General features: G+C 67.9%; 17 protein-coding genes and 1 rRNA gene. 13 read left to right on the top strand and 5 right to left on the bottom strand.

Translation table 11 applies throughout. The annotated features are described in order from the left end of the window. Nucleotides 1-182 precede the first annotated feature (182 nt). From J2744_RS13305 to J2744_RS13290, 4 genes are all read left to right on the top strand, one after another. A complete protein-coding gene (locus tag J2744_RS13305; RefSeq protein ID WP_048077596.1) occupies nucleotides 183-824 on the top strand; it encodes an Era-like GTP-binding protein in 642 nt (213 codons plus the stop codon). Further along, nucleotides 824-1237 (top strand): DUF2073 domain-containing protein, encoded by a 414-nt coding sequence (locus J2744_RS13300; RefSeq protein ID WP_210113761.1) that lies wholly within the window; start codon nucleotides 824-826, stop codon nucleotides 1235-1237. The genes J2744_RS13305 and J2744_RS13300 overlap by 1 nt, the downstream gene beginning before the upstream one ends. Next, on the top strand, nucleotides 1238-1951 hold the full coding sequence (locus tag J2744_RS13295) for an OapC/ArvC family zinc-ribbon domain-containing protein (protein ID WP_210113760.1): 714 nt from the start codon (nucleotides 1238-1240) through the stop codon (nucleotides 1949-1951). Nucleotides 1952-2248: 297 nt separating this feature from the next. Next, nucleotides 2249-3430 (top strand): aspartate kinase, encoded by a 1182-nt coding sequence (locus tag J2744_RS13290; protein WP_210113759.1) that lies wholly within the window; start codon nucleotides 2249-2251, stop codon nucleotides 3428-3430. An 18-nt stretch (nucleotides 3431-3448) separates the two neighbouring features. Here J2744_RS13290 and J2744_RS13285 read toward each other — a convergent pair whose 3' ends face one another. Further along, nucleotides 3449-3892, bottom strand: coding sequence for a hypothetical protein (locus J2744_RS13285; protein WP_210113758.1), 444 nt, complete (start codon nucleotides 3890-3892; stop codon nucleotides 3449-3451). A gap of 158 nt (nucleotides 3893-4050) precedes the next feature. On the opposite strand from J2744_RS13285, the gene J2744_RS15665 reads away from it, so the two are divergent. After that, on the top strand, nucleotides 4051-4140 hold the full coding sequence (locus J2744_RS15665; protein ID WP_425544856.1) for a hypothetical protein: 90 nt from the start codon (nucleotides 4051-4053) through the stop codon (nucleotides 4138-4140). Further along, nucleotides 4140-5024, top strand: a complete 885-nt coding sequence (locus tag J2744_RS13280; protein WP_210113757.1) for a DUF7089 family protein — start codon at nucleotides 4140-4142, stop codon at nucleotides 5022-5024. The genes J2744_RS15665 and J2744_RS13280 overlap by 1 nt, the downstream gene beginning before the upstream one ends. A gap of 34 nt (nucleotides 5025-5058) precedes the next feature. Here J2744_RS13280 and J2744_RS13275 read toward each other — a convergent pair whose 3' ends face one another. After that, nucleotides 5059-5637 (bottom strand): DUF7090 family protein, encoded by a 579-nt coding sequence (locus J2744_RS13275; protein ID WP_210113756.1) that lies wholly within the window; start codon nucleotides 5635-5637, stop codon nucleotides 5059-5061. Between the two features lie 252 nt (nucleotides 5638-5889). Here J2744_RS13275 and J2744_RS13270 point away from each other — a divergent pair, with 252 nt between their 5' ends. Beyond that, nucleotides 5890-6462 carry a magnesium transporter gene (locus J2744_RS13270; RefSeq protein WP_210113755.1) on the top strand — a complete coding sequence of 191 codons (573 nt, stop codon included), beginning with the start codon at nucleotides 5890-5892 and terminating at the stop codon, nucleotides 6460-6462. After that, nucleotides 6459-7034: a magnesium transporter gene (locus J2744_RS13265; protein WP_210113754.1), complete on the top strand. Its 576-nt coding sequence runs from the start codon at nucleotides 6459-6461 to the stop codon at nucleotides 7032-7034. Before J2744_RS13270 ends, J2744_RS13265 begins: the two co-directional genes overlap by 4 nt. Nucleotides 7035-7056: 22 nt before the next feature. On the opposite strand, the gene J2744_RS13260 is transcribed toward J2744_RS13265, so the two are convergent. Further along, a complete protein-coding gene (locus J2744_RS13260) occupies nucleotides 7057-7500 on the bottom strand; it encodes a DUF2391 family protein (RefSeq protein ID WP_210113753.1) in 444 nt (147 codons plus the stop codon). A 125-nt stretch (nucleotides 7501-7625) separates the two neighbouring features. Here J2744_RS13260 and J2744_RS13255 point away from each other — a divergent pair, with 125 nt between their 5' ends. From J2744_RS13255 to J2744_RS13245, 3 genes are all read left to right on the top strand, one after another. Next, the gene (locus tag J2744_RS13255; protein ID WP_210113752.1) at nucleotides 7626-8303 is read left to right on the top strand and encodes a class I SAM-dependent methyltransferase; all 678 of its coding nucleotides are present in this window, start codon (nucleotides 7626-7628) and stop codon (nucleotides 8301-8303) included. A gap of 54 nt (nucleotides 8304-8357) precedes the next feature. Next, nucleotides 8358-8612 carry a hypothetical protein gene (locus J2744_RS13250; RefSeq protein WP_210113751.1) on the top strand — a complete coding sequence of 85 codons (255 nt, stop codon included), beginning with the start codon at nucleotides 8358-8360 and terminating at the stop codon, nucleotides 8610-8612. Between the two features lie 92 nt (nucleotides 8613-8704). Next, nucleotides 8705-11404 (top strand): valine--tRNA ligase, encoded by a 2700-nt coding sequence (locus J2744_RS13245; RefSeq protein WP_210113817.1) that lies wholly within the window; start codon nucleotides 8705-8707, stop codon nucleotides 11402-11404. A 30-nt stretch (nucleotides 11405-11434) separates the two neighbouring features. Here J2744_RS13245 and J2744_RS13240 read toward each other — a convergent pair whose 3' ends face one another. Continuing rightward, entirely contained in the window at nucleotides 11435-12490 is a 1056-nt protein-coding gene (locus J2744_RS13240) for a quinone-dependent dihydroorotate dehydrogenase (RefSeq protein ID WP_210113750.1), read from the bottom strand. A 97-nt stretch (nucleotides 12491-12587) separates the two neighbouring features. Next, nucleotides 12588-12791, bottom strand: coding sequence for a hypothetical protein (locus J2744_RS13235; RefSeq protein WP_210113749.1), 204 nt, complete (start codon nucleotides 12789-12791; stop codon nucleotides 12588-12590). Between the two features lie 253 nt (nucleotides 12792-13044). Here J2744_RS13235 and J2744_RS13230 point away from each other — a divergent pair, with 253 nt between their 5' ends. Both J2744_RS13230 and J2744_RS15660 read left to right on the top strand, forming a co-directional pair. Further along, nucleotides 13045-13374 carry a non-histone chromosomal MC1 family protein gene (locus J2744_RS13230; protein ID WP_210113748.1) on the top strand — a complete coding sequence of 110 codons (330 nt, stop codon included), beginning with the start codon at nucleotides 13045-13047 and terminating at the stop codon, nucleotides 13372-13374. 516 nt (nucleotides 13375-13890) lie between these two features. After that, nucleotides 13891-13952 (top strand): 16S ribosomal RNA (locus tag J2744_RS15660); the annotation flags it as partial.

The following is a 13952-nucleotide window of genomic DNA, read 5'->3' as shown; positions in this document are numbered from 1 at the left end:
CTCCCCCGAATTTCGGGTTCGTCCGGCGTCGACGCTCCGGATCGGGGATGTCTGACGCAGTTCTTAAGTGAGAGGGGCGTGGAGCGTACCGTAATTCCCCGAACGGGCGTCGAGCGTCGGATCGAACGGCGTCGCAGAAACGAACGCGGTGTTCGGGAAAACCACACGGACTGGAGGTCAGGATGGGACTGCTCACGAATCTCAGAGACAGCATATCGCGGGTCACAGACGGCCTGTTCGCGGCCGACGAGCCCAAGCGGATCGGGATCTACGGACCGCCGAACGCCGGTAAAACGACCCTCGCAAACCGGATCGCACGCGACTGGACGGGTGACGCCGTCGGCCCAGAGAGCCACATCCCCCACGAGACTCGCCGGGCCCGCCGGAAGGAGGGCGTGGAGATCGAACGCAACGGGCGGACGGTCACCATCGACATCGTCGACACCCCCGGGGTGACGACGAAGGTCGACTACAAGGAGTTCTTGGACCACGACATGGAGAAGGACGACGCCGTCCGCCGGTCGCGCGAGGCGACCGAGGGCGTCGCGGAGGCGATGCACTGGCTCCGCGAGGACGTCGACGGCGTCATCTACGTGCTCGACTCCACGACGGACCCGTTCACGCAGGTGAACACCATGCTGATCGGGATCATCGAGTCGCAGGACCTGCCCGCGCTCATCCTCGCGAACAAGACGGACCTGCCCGGGTCGGACGTCCAGCAGATCGCGAACGCCTTCCCGCAACACGAGACCATCCCGCTGTCCGCGCTGGAGGGTGACAACATGGACGAAGTGTACACCAAGATAGCGGAGTACTTCGGCTGATGCCCGGCCCGAAAGCCAACGTCGACGCCGCGGACGATCCGGACGACGCCGACGACGGCGTCCGGATCGACATGATAAGCGGCGCGCGGATGGAGGGGCTCACGAGCATGGAGAAGATCCGGCTCATCCTCGACGGCGTCCGCGACGGCAATATCGTCATCCTCGAAGAGGGCCTCTCTCCGGACGAAGAGTCGAAGCTCATCGAGGTGACGATGACGGAGATCAGCCCGGACGACTTCACCGGCATCGAGATAGAGACGTACCCGAAGGCCGAGGCGGGCGACCAGAGCTTCCTCGACAAGCTGATGGGCCGCGAGTCGACCCAGAAGCTCACGGTGATCGGCCCGGCGAACCGCATCGAGACACTCCACAAAGACGAGAACCTCATCAGCACGCTCGTCTCCCGCAAGTAGATGCCCCACCAGTGTACCTCCTGCGGGCGGACGTTCCCGGACGGCTCCAAGGAGATGCTGTCGGGCTGTCCCGACTGCGGCGGGAACAAGTTCCAGTTCAAGCCCGCCGGCGCGACCGAGGACGCCGGCTCCGGCGGCGAGACCGGTCGGGCGTCCGGGTCCGCCCCCGAAGCGTCCGACCGGACGCCGCCGGCCCCGGACGATCAGCCGGCCCCGGACGATCAGCCGGCCCCGGACGATCAGCCGGCCCCGGACGATCAGCCGGTCCCGGACGACGGCGCCGCCGACCCGACTCCGGGCACTCCCGCGGACGCGACCCCGGCGGACTCCCCGCCGAGCGACGCGCCAGCGAGCGCCGATCCGTCGCCCGAAACCGACGGCACGGAACAGATCGCGGACCGGAGCGACGAGGACACCGCGCAGGCGAGCGCGCGCTCCGAGGTGGTGTCGCCGGACGAGCTCGACCGCGCGAGCCGCGAGGTCGACGCGGTCGACACCCCGGAGCCGCCGGCGGACGACGAGACCCAACCCGGAATCGACGCGCTCCGCGACGAGCTCAACGACCAGTTCGAGAGCATCCGCATCGTCAGCCCCGGGCAGTACGAGCTGAACCTGATGGAGCTGTACGACCGACAGGAGTACATCATCTCGCTCCAGGAGGACGGCCGGTACGTCATCGAGATGCCCGACGCGTGGGGCATCCAAGACGAGTAGCGGCCGTCCCGTCCTCCAGCACCCGTCCTCTCCCCCGGCCTGACCGCCGGCTGCTGATCTCGGTGATCGTCCGTTCCGTTTTCGCCGCCGTGCGCCCGTCTCTTCGAGCGGTTCGGCGGTTCGGGCGACCCTTGTCGAAGAAGGTACTGTTATCCGGCTTCCTCCGCTACGGAGTCGCATGTTTACCGATCGCTTCCGCCGACCGGGCCGGGACTCCGGTCCGGGCCGCGCCGTCTCGTTCTCGCCACGTCGACCGACCGGGGATCGACTTCCCCGGTCCCTTAGCGAGGTATCCGTATGCGCGTAGTCGCGAAGTTCGGCGGCACGAGCCTCGGGAGCGGCGACCGGATCGAGCGCGCCGCCGACTCGGTCGCGAGCGCGGTCGCGGCCGGCCACGAGATAGCCGTCGTCGCGAGCGCGATGGGGTCGACCACCGACGAACTGCTCGACGACATCACCTTCGAGACGGACGACGCCGACCGCGCGGAGATCGTCTCGATGGGCGAGCGCACCAGCGTCCGGATGCTGAAGGCCGCGCTCTCCGTCCGGGACGTCGACGCCGTCTTTCTCGAACCCGGCCACCCGGACTGGCCCGTGGTCACGGACGAGCGCGGCGAGGTCGACGTCGCGGAGACGAAGCGGCGAGCGCGGAAGATCGCGGCGCGGCTCGACGGCGTCGTCCCGATCATCACCGGGTTCCTCGCCGAGGATCACGAGGGCAACGTCACCACGCTCGGGCGCGGCGGCTCCGACACGACCGCCGTGATGCTCGGCAACTACATGGACGCCGACGAGGTCGTGATCGTCACCGACGTGGAGGGCGTGATGACCGGCGACCCGCGGGTGGTCGAGGGCGCGCGCAACGTCGGCCAGATCACCGTCGACGAGCTGCGGAACCTCTCCTTCCGCGGCGCCGAGGTGGTCGCGCCCTCCGCGCTCTCGTACAAGGACGAGGGACTCGACGTCCGCGTCGTCCACTATCAGCACGGCGACCTGCTCCGGGGCGGAACCCGGATCGAAGGCGAGTTCGAGAGCCTGATCGACATGCGCGAGGAGCCGCTCGCGTGTCTCACCATCGCGGGCCGAGCGATCCGAAACCGACCGGGGATCCTCTCGGAGCTGTCGAACGCGCTCCGCGCCGAGGAGATCAACATCGACGCGGTCGCCTCCGGGATGGACTCGGTCACCTTCTACGTCGACGTCGACGTCGCCGAGACCGCCGAGGCGCTGCTCCACGAGTCCGTCGTCACCGACGAGGCGCTCTCCTCCGTCACCGTCGCCGACCCCATCGCCGTCATCCGCGTCACGGGCGGCGAGCTCCCCAACCAGTCCGGCGTCATTCAGGAGATCATCGCGCCCATCGCGGACGCCGGCATCAACATCATCGACCTGATCACGAGCGCCACCTCCGTCGCGGTGTTCGTCGACTGGGACGACCGCGAGGAGGCGCTCGAAATCGTTCAGGGCCGCTTCGACTGACCGAAGCGCCCCCGGCTCTCAGTCGCTCTCGTCCGGGTCGAACCGGTACCGCGTCGTCGACGCGCCGTCGATCCGCGGGCCGGAGCCGACCGCCTCGAACCCGACGGTCTCGGCCGCGCCGTCCGCGGTCCCGTCGGTCGGGAGCACGGCCTCGACGCTCATTCCCTCCCGGGCCGCGAACCGTACCGGCTCCTCGAACAGCCGCCGGACCGCGGCGGGGTCGCCCTCGACGTTGGTCACGTGGACGACCCCGTCGCGGGCGTCGAACGCGACGAACCCGCCGACCGCGTCGGCGGGGGTGTCGGCCCCCCCGTCGTCGGCACTCTCCGCGGACGCGACTTCGGCAGTCGTCGCGACGCGCACCGACCGGTCGTGGATCATGTCGCGGACCACGCCGCGGGGGCGCCCCGTCATCGACGCCAGGGCCGCGGCGTCGGTCTCGACCGCGTCGCGAACTCGCATACCTCCGCACTCTCGTCCGGCGACATAAAATCGCCGCCGCTCAGTCGCCGCCCAGTCGCCCCCCAGTCGCCGCACCCGACAGGGTTCCGCGCGCGACCGGCGCCGCACAGTTGGCGCGGACCGGTTGATTTTAACGACCGGCGGACGCAGGGACGACCATGTCCAAATCAACCAAGATCGTGGTCGGCACGGTCGGCGTCTCGGCCGTCCTCTCGGTGCTCATCATCCTCTCGTACGTCCTCGGCTGATGTTCTCGACCCGGTCGCTCGACGACGACCTCGCGGCGGTCCGCAACCGGTACGCGCCGGGGTCACCCGTCCTCGACGTCGAGTCAGACTTCGAGACGCTCCCCCCGGCCGCCGCGGAGGATCTGGGTCTCTTCGCCGACGCGCTCGATCCCGCGTCGTACCCGGCCGAGTGGCTCCCGGCAGAAGTACCCGATCTGCTCCGGAAGTACGCCGGTCCGGCGTTCACCATCGGGCTTCCCGGTGACGGGACGGTCGTTCGGACCGCACAGACCGATCCACCGGCCGTCCTCGTCAAGCAGCGCGCGGAGGGGACCCCCGACGACTTCCTCGCGTTTCTCATCGCCGAGCGCCTGGTCCAGATCGGCTGCGAGCCGGGTCCGGCGGCTGTCGGTGGCGGTGACGCCGCGAACGGCAACAATTCGACCGGTCTTCCCGAGTCGTTCCTTCCCTTCTTCGGCGCGCGCTACCGCGACCTCGACGCGGCGATCCGCCGTCCCGACCCGGAGACGGGGGCGTCGACGACGGGGTTCGGGCCGACAGACGTCTTCCAGGTCGCGAACGCGCTGTTCGACGCGTGGGTCGGTCTCCACGCCCGCGACGAGTTCGCGTCGTGGGACGGGGAGTTCCCCCGCCTGTTCGACGCGTGGGTCGACGCGGGCGACCGACTCGCCGGTCGGCTCGGGGGTCTCTCCGGCGAGGTCGCGCGCGGCGACACCGACTTCTCCGACGCGACGGAGTACGCCTGCTCGGCGGTCAAACACGAACTCGACCTCCCGGCGCCGTACGGCGCACTCGACACGGTCGCGTACCGGGAGCGCGGCGCGCCCTACGCCGTCGCGTGGGCGGAGAAGACGTTCGCGGCGCTCGTCGACGACGAGGGGTAGGGAACCTCAGGGAAGGCCGCGGCGGACCCCCTCCTCAGACGTCGACGACGACGTTCCCCTCGCCGTCGAGGTCGATGACGCCGTCGAACAGCTCGCGGAACCGGTCGAGCGTCGCGACCTCGTGGACCTCCTCGGAGAGGTGGAAGATGCCGACCGCGTCGTGCTCCTCTAAGAGGGCGAGGATATCGGCGGCGGCGTCGTACACCGCGTCGTCGTCGGCGTAGTAGGCCATCTCGGTGAGCGAGTCGACCGAGACGCGTCGCTTCCCCTCGTTCTCGGTGAGGAACCGCTCGACGCGGTCGACGACGCCGTCGAGGTCATCGGGCGCGGAGACGTAGTAGACGTCGTCGGCGGTGCGCCGCGAGTAGCCGCGCTCGACGGAGAGCGTGTCGAGGATGGTCGCCTTCGTCTCGTCGACGTCGTAGTACTCCAGTTTCTGTTCGACCTCGCGGGCGGTGGTCCGGGTCGAGACGACGAGGAACGCGTCGGTGTCGGTCTTCAGGAAGTCGGTGTCGATCCGGTCGGTCTCGCCGATGCTCGGGTGGACGAGCAGGAGTCCGGTCCCGCCCGGTATCGTTTCCGGCCCGTTCTCGACGGCGAGGGAGTAGTCCATGGGATCGGAACTCGCCGGATCGACTTAACGGTGCGGGCCGGGCGCGTCCGAGACCGTCGGACGCTGGCGGGTCGATCCCCGCGTTCGGTCGCCGCTCGTCCGCGTTCGGTCGCCGCTCGTCCGCACTCGTTCGGAACTCCCCGGCGTTTCGTCTGGAGATTGTGACACGCACGCGACGCCGATCCGCACCCCGCCTCCAGCAGTCCCTCGCGGCGGTCGGTTTTTTTGCCCCGCCCGCCGTCGGTGCGTTCGATGCCCGGGCACGACTCCGCACGCGACATCTACCGGCAGGCGCTCCCGGTGATCGCGGTCAGCCTGATCGCCGGGCTGTTCGCGGGGACGATACTCGCCTCCGAGACCATGCGCGCCAACATCGCGGAGGTCCCCGGACTGCTCCTGTTGTTGCCGGCGTTTCTCGCCACTCGCGGCGGGGTGTACGGCTCGCTCGGCGCCCGGCTCTCGACGGGGCTACATCAGGGGATCATCGAACCGCGGTTCCGGCTGGACCGGCGGCTCACGAACGCGATCGTCGCGTCCTTTCTCAACGGGATGACCGTCTCGGTGTTCATCGCGGTCGTCACCTACCTCGCGCTCGTCCTGTTCGGCGACGGCGGGAGCCTGTTCCAGCTCGTCGGCGTGATGGCCGTCGCCGGCTTCCTCTCGGCGGTGCTGATGATCACGGTGCTAATCTCAGTCATCTTCGTCGGCTACCGGCGCGGACTCGACCCCGACAACGTCATCGGGCCGGTCGTCACGACGCTCGGCGACGTGTTCGGCGTGTTCTTCCTCCTCGTCGGGGTCGCCGTCGTGGGGGCGGTGTCGTGACCGACCCCGAATCGACGGCGATCGACGAGTGGTCGATCTGGCGGATCGTCCGCACGATGATCCCGCTTTTGGCCGCGCTGTCGGTGTTACAGCTCGTCTCCGGGACCGTCTTGGAGACGTACGAGGCGGTCCTCCTGCGGTACCCGGCGCTTCTCGTCTTAGTCCCGGTCCAGATCGGGACGGCCGGCAACCTCGCGTCGATCACCTGCTCGCGGCTCACGACCCAGCTGTACCTGGGGACCTACGAGCTCAGTCCCTCGAACCCCGCCCTCCGAGCCAACGCGGGCGCGGTGTTCGGACTCGCGGCGACCGTCTTCGGCGCCGTGGGCGTCGCCGCGTGGGCCATCGGACTCGCGCTCGGCGGGTCGCTCGCGCTCGGCCGCGTCCTGCTGATATCGCTCGTCTCCGGGCTGTGTCTCGCGGTCCTCGTGGTCGTCGCCAGCGTCGCCGCGGTCGAAATCTCCTATCGGGTCGGACTCAACCCCGACGACACGACGATCCCCGTGGTGACGAACCTCTGTGACATCGCCGGGGTGCTGATCCTCTTCGCGGTCGTCTCGGTCGTGCTGTGACGACGCGCCGGGAACTCCTCTTTCAGAACACACTGTCGGCGGTCGCCGCGCCGACGACGCTGAACACCGCGCCGACGGTGACCGCCTTGAGCGTCGTCGCCCACAGCTCCCGCCCGGCGACGCCCTCCTCGATGAGGAACGTGTCGGGCGCGTCGAACAGCACCGCGAGCAGGAGCACGGAGCCGAACGCGACGATCATCAGCGAGAGGAACCGGGCGGGGACGCCGGCGATCTCCTGTTCGCCGTCCGGGTCCCGGTCGGTGTCGGCGCGGTAGAGCGCGGCGTAGCCGATCAGGGCGACGATCCCGGCGGTCGCCACGCCCTGAATCCAGTGCATGCCGGCCGCCAGCACCCACACCTCCTCGGTGACGACGAACGGCCCCGCGAGCAGGAAGCCCCCGACGGCCTGCTGGGCGGAGTCCGCCAGCCGGTACTTCGGGTGGCGGAGCGACTTCGGCCGCTTCATACCACGTCCACGCGCGGGCGGCGAATAAAACGTCCCCGCTTCGCGGTCGGTGACGGCGGCGGGCGCGTTCTTCACCGCCGCCCCGCTCCGAACGCATTTTCACCCGTCCGCCCGTCGACTCCCGTATGAGTGTTCGCGAGGAGTTCGACGAGTGGGCGGCGACGGGGAAGGACCGCGGCATGGAAGACCGCCACTGGCACACCGCGAAACACGTCTTAGCGCGGATGCCGGTCGAGGCGGGCGACGCCGTCCTCGATCTGGGCACCGGGTCCGGCTACGCGCTCCGCGCGCTCCGCGAGCGCGGCATCGGGCGCGGGTACGGTCTCGATGGCGCCCCGGAGATGGCCCGCAACGCCCGCCGGTACACCGACGACGACGCGGTCGGCTTCACCGTCGGTGACTTCGACTCTCTCCCCTTCGCCGACGGCTCCCTCGACCACGTGTTCTCGATGGAGGCCTTTTATTACGCGAGCGATCCGGTCCACACGCTCGAAGAGGTCCGGCGCGTGCTGCGCCCGGGCGGCACCTTCTACTGCGCCGTCAACTTCTTCGAAGAGAGCGAGACGAGCCACGAGTGGCAGGAGCACATCTCGGTGGACATGACCCTGTGGTCGCGCGCCGAGTACCGCGAGGCGTTCCGCGAGGCCGGGTTATACGTCGCCGAGCAGGACGCGATCCCGGACCGGGAGGTCGAGATTCCGGACGCCGACGAGTTCCCGACCGAGGACTACGAGACGCGCGAAGCGATGGTCGACCGCTACCGCACGTGGGGAACGCTGTTGACGGTCGGCGTCGCTCCCTAACCTGCCCACGGTCCGACCGTCCTTTTTAAGCGTCGCAGGCACCCATCGCCGCGTATGACCACGGTCTGGCTCGTCGACCGACAGTTCGACTCGAAGGGACTCGTCCGGCTCACCTACGCCACCGAGGACGGCGAGCGGATGCACACGAAGGAGCTGGCCGAACAGCGGCTCGTCACCGGCGACGGGGTCACCGCCGGCCGCGAGGTGGAGGAGACCGCGCTCGGCGAGAGTCCGGACGACGAAATCGAGCGGTTCGCGGCGGAGGCGTCGAAGATGGCGGCCGAACACGACCTCGACGACCGCGTCTGATCGCGCTCGGACGCGCCCAACCGCGCTGCCGCGCAATTCCGCCCCACACAACCGAGTCCGTTAAGGGGGAACCGGCGGAACGTGTGACCGAAATGCCCAGTGGTGAGTACGACCCCGACGCCGTCGAGCCGCGTTGGCAGCGGCGCTGGGTCGACGAGGAGACGTACGCCTACCCCGACGACCCGGTCGACCCGAACACCGTCTTCTCCATCGACACGCCCCCGCCGACGGTGTCGGGGAGCCTCCACATGGGCCACCTGTACGGGTTCACCCTCCAGGACTTCGTCGCGCGCTTCGAGCGGATGAACGGCGGCGAGACGTTCTTCCCGTTCGGCTACGACGACAACGGCATCGCCTCCGAGCGCCTGACGGAGAACGAGCTCGACATCCGGCACCAGGAGTTCGAGCGCCGTGAGTTCCAGGCGAAGTGCCGCGAGGTCTGCGCCGACTACGAGGAGCAGTTCACCGAGAACGTACAGTCGCTCGGGATCTCCGTCGACTGGGACCACACCTACCAGACCATCGAGCCGCGGGTCCAGCGGGTCTCCCAGCTGTCGTTCGTCGACCTCTACGACCAGGGCCGCGAGTACCGCGAGAAGGCGCCCGCGATCTGGTGTCCCGAGTGCGAGACCGCCATCTCGCAGGTCGAGACCGAGGACGACGAGCAGGGGAGCCACTTCAACGACATCGCCTTCACCGTCGCCGGGAGCGAGGGCGGTGACGGCGGCGACGCCGAGGAGTTCGTCATCTCGACGACGCGCCCCGAACTTCTCCCGGCCTGCGTCGCCGTCTTCGTTCACCCCGACGACGACGAGAACCAACACTTGGTCGGCGAATCCGCCGAGGTCCCGCTGTTCGGCCACGAGGTGCCGATCGTCGCCGACGAGCGCGTCGACACCGACACCGGCTCCGGCATCGTGATGTGCTGTACGTTCGGCGACCAGAACGACATCGAGTGGTACCAGGTCCACGACCTGGACCTCCGGGTCGCAATCGACGAGTCCGGCCACATGACCGAGGTCGCCGAAGGGTACGAGGGGATGCACTCCTCGGAGGCCGGCGAGGCCATCGTCGAGGACCTCGACGAGGCGGGCGCGCTGCTCGACCGCCGCGACATCACCCACACCGTCAACGTCCACGAGCGCTGCGGGACGAGCGTCGAGTTCCTCGTCACCGAGCAGTGGTACGTCGAGATGCTCGACAAGACCGAGGAGTACCTCGAGGTCGGTCGAGAGATGGAGTGGTCGCCCGAGAAGATGTTCACCCGGTACGAGCACTGGGTCGAGGGACTCCAATGGGACTGGCTCATCTCCCGCCAGCGCTCCTCCGGCATCCCGTTCCCCGTGTGGTACTGCGACGACTGCGGAGAGACCGTCGTCGCGGAGAAGGCCGACCTGCCCGTCGACCCCCTCTCCGACGACCCGCCCGTCGAGGTCTGCCCCGAGTGCGGCCACGACGAGTTCGAGCCGGAGGACGACGTGCTCGACACGTGGGCCACCTCCAGTCTCACCCCCCTCATCAACGCCGGCTGGGACTGGGACGAGGCGGCCGAGGAGTTCACGATGGCACATCCCGAGCTGTACCGGTTCGACCTCCGCCCGCAGGGCCACGACATCATCAGCTTCTGGCTGTTCCACACGCTCGTCAAGTGCTACGAGCACACCGGGGAGGTCCCGTTCGAGGAGACGATGATCAACGGGCACGTCCTCGACGAGAACCGCGAGAAGATGTCGAAGTCCGTCGGCAACGTCGTCGAGCCGGAGGCCGTCCTCGAGGAGTTCCCGGTCGACGCCACGCGCTACTGGGCCGCCGGCACCGCCGTCGGCGACGACTTCCCGTTCAAGGAGAAGGACCTGCGCGCGGGCGAGAAACTGATCCGGAAGCTGTGGAACGCCTCGAAGCTGGTCGAGTCGCTCGCGCCGGAGCCGTTCCCGACAGAGCCAGAAGACGGACTCCGCGAGCTCGACCGCTGGCTCCTCGCCGAACTCGACGCCGAGGTCGAGCGGCTCACCGAGCTGCTCGACGACCGCGCGTTCTCGAAGGCCCGGGACCAGCTCCGGAGCTTCTTCTGGAACACGTTCTGTGATGACTACCTCGAGATCGCCAAACAGCGCGACGACGACGCGGCCGCGTACACGCTCCGGACCGCGCACAGCCGGTTCCTGAAGCTGTTCGCGCCCCTCCTCGCGCACGTCACCGAGGAGCTGTGGCACGACATGTACGCGGACGCCGCGGACGATGCGGCTGACGCGGCCGCCGGCACTTCCGCCGCTGAGGGGACTCCTCTCGCCGACGGCGCGAGCGAGTCGATCCACCTCACGGACTGGCCCGAGCCGCTGGGGGTCGAGGCCGACCGCGACGCCGGGACCGCCGCGACGGCCGTCGTCGGCGCGCTCCGGAAGTACAAAAGCGAGAACCAGCTCCCGCTCACCGCGGCGCTCGACGCGGTCGAGGTGTACGCCGACGTGCGCGGCTTCGAGGACGACATCACCGGCGTGATGCACGTCGACGACCTCGCGGTCCACCCCGACGGCGACGCGCCCGTCGAGACGGTGATCACGGGGATCGATCTGGATTACGCCACCGTCGGCCCGAAGTACGGCGACCAGGTCGGCGACATCGAGGCGGCGCTCGCGCAGGGCGAGTACGAACTCGACGGCGACGAGCTTCACGTCGCGGGCGTCACGCTCGTCGACGACGAGTTCGCGGTCGAGGAGGAGCGGCAGTACCAGGGCGAGGGCGAACTGCTTCAGGCCGACGACGTCGTCGTTATCGTCCGCAACGAGGCGTAGTCGTTCCTCTCTCTCCGTTTTCCGACCCGGTCACAGGTCCGCCCCGACGGCGTCTTCCACCGAGTCGAACCCGTCCCGTTCGAGCAGTTCGAGAACCCCCTCGTTGATGTCGCGCGCGAGTCCCGGCCCCTCGTAGACGAGTCCGGTGTACAGCTGGACCAGCGAGGCGCCCGCTCGTATCTTCTCGTAGGCGCCCGCGGCGTCGGAGATCCCGCCAACGCCGATCACCGGGACGTCGGTGCGCTCCGCGACGAACCGAACCCGCTCCGTCGCGAGCGACTCGATCGGCTTCCCGGAGAGACCGCCGCGCTCGGCTCGGTTGTGGTTTCGCAGCGAGTCCGGCCGCGACGTGGTCGTGTTGGTCGCGATGACGCCGTCGAGGTCGAGGTCGTCGACGACTCCCAGTGCGTCCGCGACGGCCGGCTCCGGGAGGTCCGGGGAGAGCTTCACGAGCAGCGGATCGGCGCCGGCGTCGTCGAGCGTTCCGAGGATGCGCTCCAAGGCGGCGCGGTTCTGGAGTTCCCGGAGTCCGGGCGTGTTGGGGCTGGAGACGTTGACCACGAAGTAGTCGCCCGCGTCCGCGACGCGCTCGTACGTGTACAGGTAGTCGTCCGGGGCGTCGGCGAGCGGCGTCGACTTCGACTTCCCGATGTTGATTCCGACCGGTACGTCCGGTAGTGGGTCGCGGTCGAGCCGTCTCCCGACCCGGTCCGCGCCCTCGTTGTTGAACCCCATCCGGTTGACGAGCGCCTCGTCTTCCGGGAGTCGAAACAGTCGGGGGCGCGGATTCCCGGGCTGGCGCTCGGCCGTGACCCCACCGATTTCGACGTGCCCGAATCCGAGCGAGGCCAGCGCTCGCGGGACGTGGGCGTTCTTGTCGAAGCCGGCGGCGACGCCGACCGGATTCGGGAACGTCGATCCGAACGCGTCGACCGCGAGCCGCTCGTCGTCGACGGCGTATCGATCGGCGAGCGCGGCGGCGACCGGCGTTCCTTGGACGCCGCCGAGCAGTCGATGAATCAGTCCGTGTGCGGTCTCCGCCGGAAGCCGGAACAGCGCCGGCTTCAACAGATCGTACGCGCCCATCGTCTGAGTCTCGTCACGAGCGACAATCAATCCGCCGACCGCGGTCCGCGCCGCGGTCGCTCGGCGGCGAAGATACGGCGAACTCCCGCGATCCGCGTCAGAAGTCGTGTTCGAGTTGCTCCGGGTTGGCGTCCGCCTTCTGGATGATTATCTTGCCGTCTCGGACCCGGACGAACACCTCGTCGCCGATGTCCATGCCGGCGACGGCGAGCTCGTCTTCGTGGAGGTTCACGTGGACGTTGTGATACTCCCCCTCGTCGTCCTTGGCGCCACTGGGGCTGAGCTTCTTTTTGCGGACCATCGCGGGTGTGCTTGTCGCAGTTCGCCATAGCAGACACATAAGTGTTGTTTACCGATACTACCTCTCACTCGTCGTCTCGCACGCCGTCGACGTCCCGCGAACCCGCGCCGGATCCGAATCGTCGTTCCTCTCACGTCGGACCCAAAACCGCTACCAGCGACCGAGGTAGTATATAAATATTGTGCCGGACAGCTTTCATTTCCCCGATATATTTATTACACACTATGTGCTGGAGTCACACGGAGGCAAAACCATGGTACGTGAAGACGGTAAGCGAAACTTTGCCCTTCGAGAGGAAGACGGATCGGAACCGAGCGAGTTCTCGGGAAATATGCCGCGTCAGGCGGCACTCAAAGCGGCTCGAACGCTTGATCCGGCTCCTTCGGAGGAGGAGGCGCAGCGAACGACGCTCCGCCTCCGCGAAAAGGGGACCCGAAAGGTCCACGAGTACGAAGGCTGGGCTTGGAAGGACAGTGCCCCGGAGGTCGACGAGGCGGACGACGACTTCTGGCTCAACGACCTCAGCGATATCACGAAAGCCAACGTCTCAAAACAGGGTATCGAGTACCTCGACGAGGAGTAGTTCCCATCCGAACGCTCCGGTTCCGATCTCTCGTTTTCGGTCCTCGTCGAGCCGAACGTCTCGGGCTTGATCACTGTGTCGGCGCAGAGATGCCATCTCAGACAAACGGTCTCCGATTCGGTCCGATCCGGTCGGTTGTCCGTTGCTTCTCGGCATGAAACCGCATGACGTGGCGGAGATGGTTCGACGGGGTTAAATACAACCGGGGCATTTGAAGAAATGCGAAGAACGCATCGCGGACTCGGGCCGTTCAACCCGGCCCGGTTTCGCTGGACCCGAACCAGTCCGATGGGTTTATGACCCGTCGAACTGTACGTTCAGGTCCGCGAAAGATGAGGATCGCGCCCCCTGCGCTCCGGCGTAAGCGGCGATCTGATGTGAGCCGTGGTCGTTCGGTGCCATCCAAGCCGCTGGTTGGTTCCGGACACCACACAGACCAATGCAATGGTGTGTCAACACTACGTTGACACCCGCCAACACCCTCTTCAGGCCGGGAATCAGGCCTGAAGGATATTCATTCCGGTTGATCCTGCCGGAGGCCATTGCTATTGGGATCCGATTTAGCCATGCTAGTCGCA

The organism is Halorubrum trapanicum, from assembly GCF_017873555.1.
GTDB classification, from domain to species: domain Archaea; phylum Halobacteriota; class Halobacteria; order Halobacteriales; family Haloferacaceae; genus Halorubrum; species Halorubrum trapanicum.
This window is presented reverse-complemented; position numbering and strand designations above follow the sequence as displayed.

Excerpts from the sequence above, each read along its gene's own strand:
- J2744_RS13305 (WP_048077596.1), top strand. The coding sequence starts at position 183 with ATGGGACTGCTCACGAATCTCAGAGACAGCATATCGCGGGTCACAGAC.
- J2744_RS13300 (WP_210113761.1), top strand. The coding sequence starts at position 824 with ATGCCCGGCCCGAAAGCCAACGTCGACGCCGCGGACGATCCGGACGAC.
- J2744_RS13295 (WP_210113760.1), top strand. The coding sequence starts at position 1,238 with ATGCCCCACCAGTGTACCTCCTGCGGGCGGACGTTCCCGGACGGCTCC.
- J2744_RS13290 (WP_210113759.1), top strand. The coding sequence starts at position 2,249 with ATGCGCGTAGTCGCGAAGTTCGGCGGCACGAGCCTCGGGAGCGGCGAC.
- J2744_RS13285 (WP_210113758.1), bottom strand. The coding sequence starts at position 3,892 with ATGCGAGTTCGCGACGCGGTCGAGACCGACGCCGCGGCCCTGGCGTCG.
- J2744_RS15665 (WP_425544856.1), top strand. The coding sequence starts at position 4,051 with ATGTCCAAATCAACCAAGATCGTGGTCGGCACGGTCGGCGTCTCGGCC.
- J2744_RS13280 (WP_210113757.1), top strand. The coding sequence starts at position 4,140 with ATGTTCTCGACCCGGTCGCTCGACGACGACCTCGCGGCGGTCCGCAAC.
- J2744_RS13275 (WP_210113756.1), bottom strand. The coding sequence starts at position 5,637 with ATGGACTACTCCCTCGCCGTCGAGAACGGGCCGGAAACGATACCGGGC.
- J2744_RS13270 (WP_210113755.1), top strand. The coding sequence starts at position 5,890 with ATGCCCGGGCACGACTCCGCACGCGACATCTACCGGCAGGCGCTCCCG.
- J2744_RS13260 (WP_210113753.1), bottom strand. The coding sequence starts at position 7,500 with ATGAAGCGGCCGAAGTCGCTCCGCCACCCGAAGTACCGGCTGGCGGAC.
- J2744_RS13255 (WP_210113752.1), top strand. The coding sequence starts at position 7,626 with ATGAGTGTTCGCGAGGAGTTCGACGAGTGGGCGGCGACGGGGAAGGAC.
- J2744_RS13250 (WP_210113751.1), top strand. The coding sequence starts at position 8,358 with ATGACCACGGTCTGGCTCGTCGACCGACAGTTCGACTCGAAGGGACTC.
- J2744_RS13245 (WP_210113817.1), top strand. The coding sequence starts at position 8,705 with ATGCCCAGTGGTGAGTACGACCCCGACGCCGTCGAGCCGCGTTGGCAG.
- J2744_RS13240 (WP_210113750.1), bottom strand. The coding sequence starts at position 12,490 with ATGGGCGCGTACGATCTGTTGAAGCCGGCGCTGTTCCGGCTTCCGGCG.
- J2744_RS13235 (WP_210113749.1), bottom strand. The coding sequence starts at position 12,791 with ATGGTCCGCAAAAAGAAGCTCAGCCCCAGTGGCGCCAAGGACGACGAG.
- J2744_RS13230 (WP_210113748.1), top strand. The coding sequence starts at position 13,045 with ATGGTACGTGAAGACGGTAAGCGAAACTTTGCCCTTCGAGAGGAAGAC.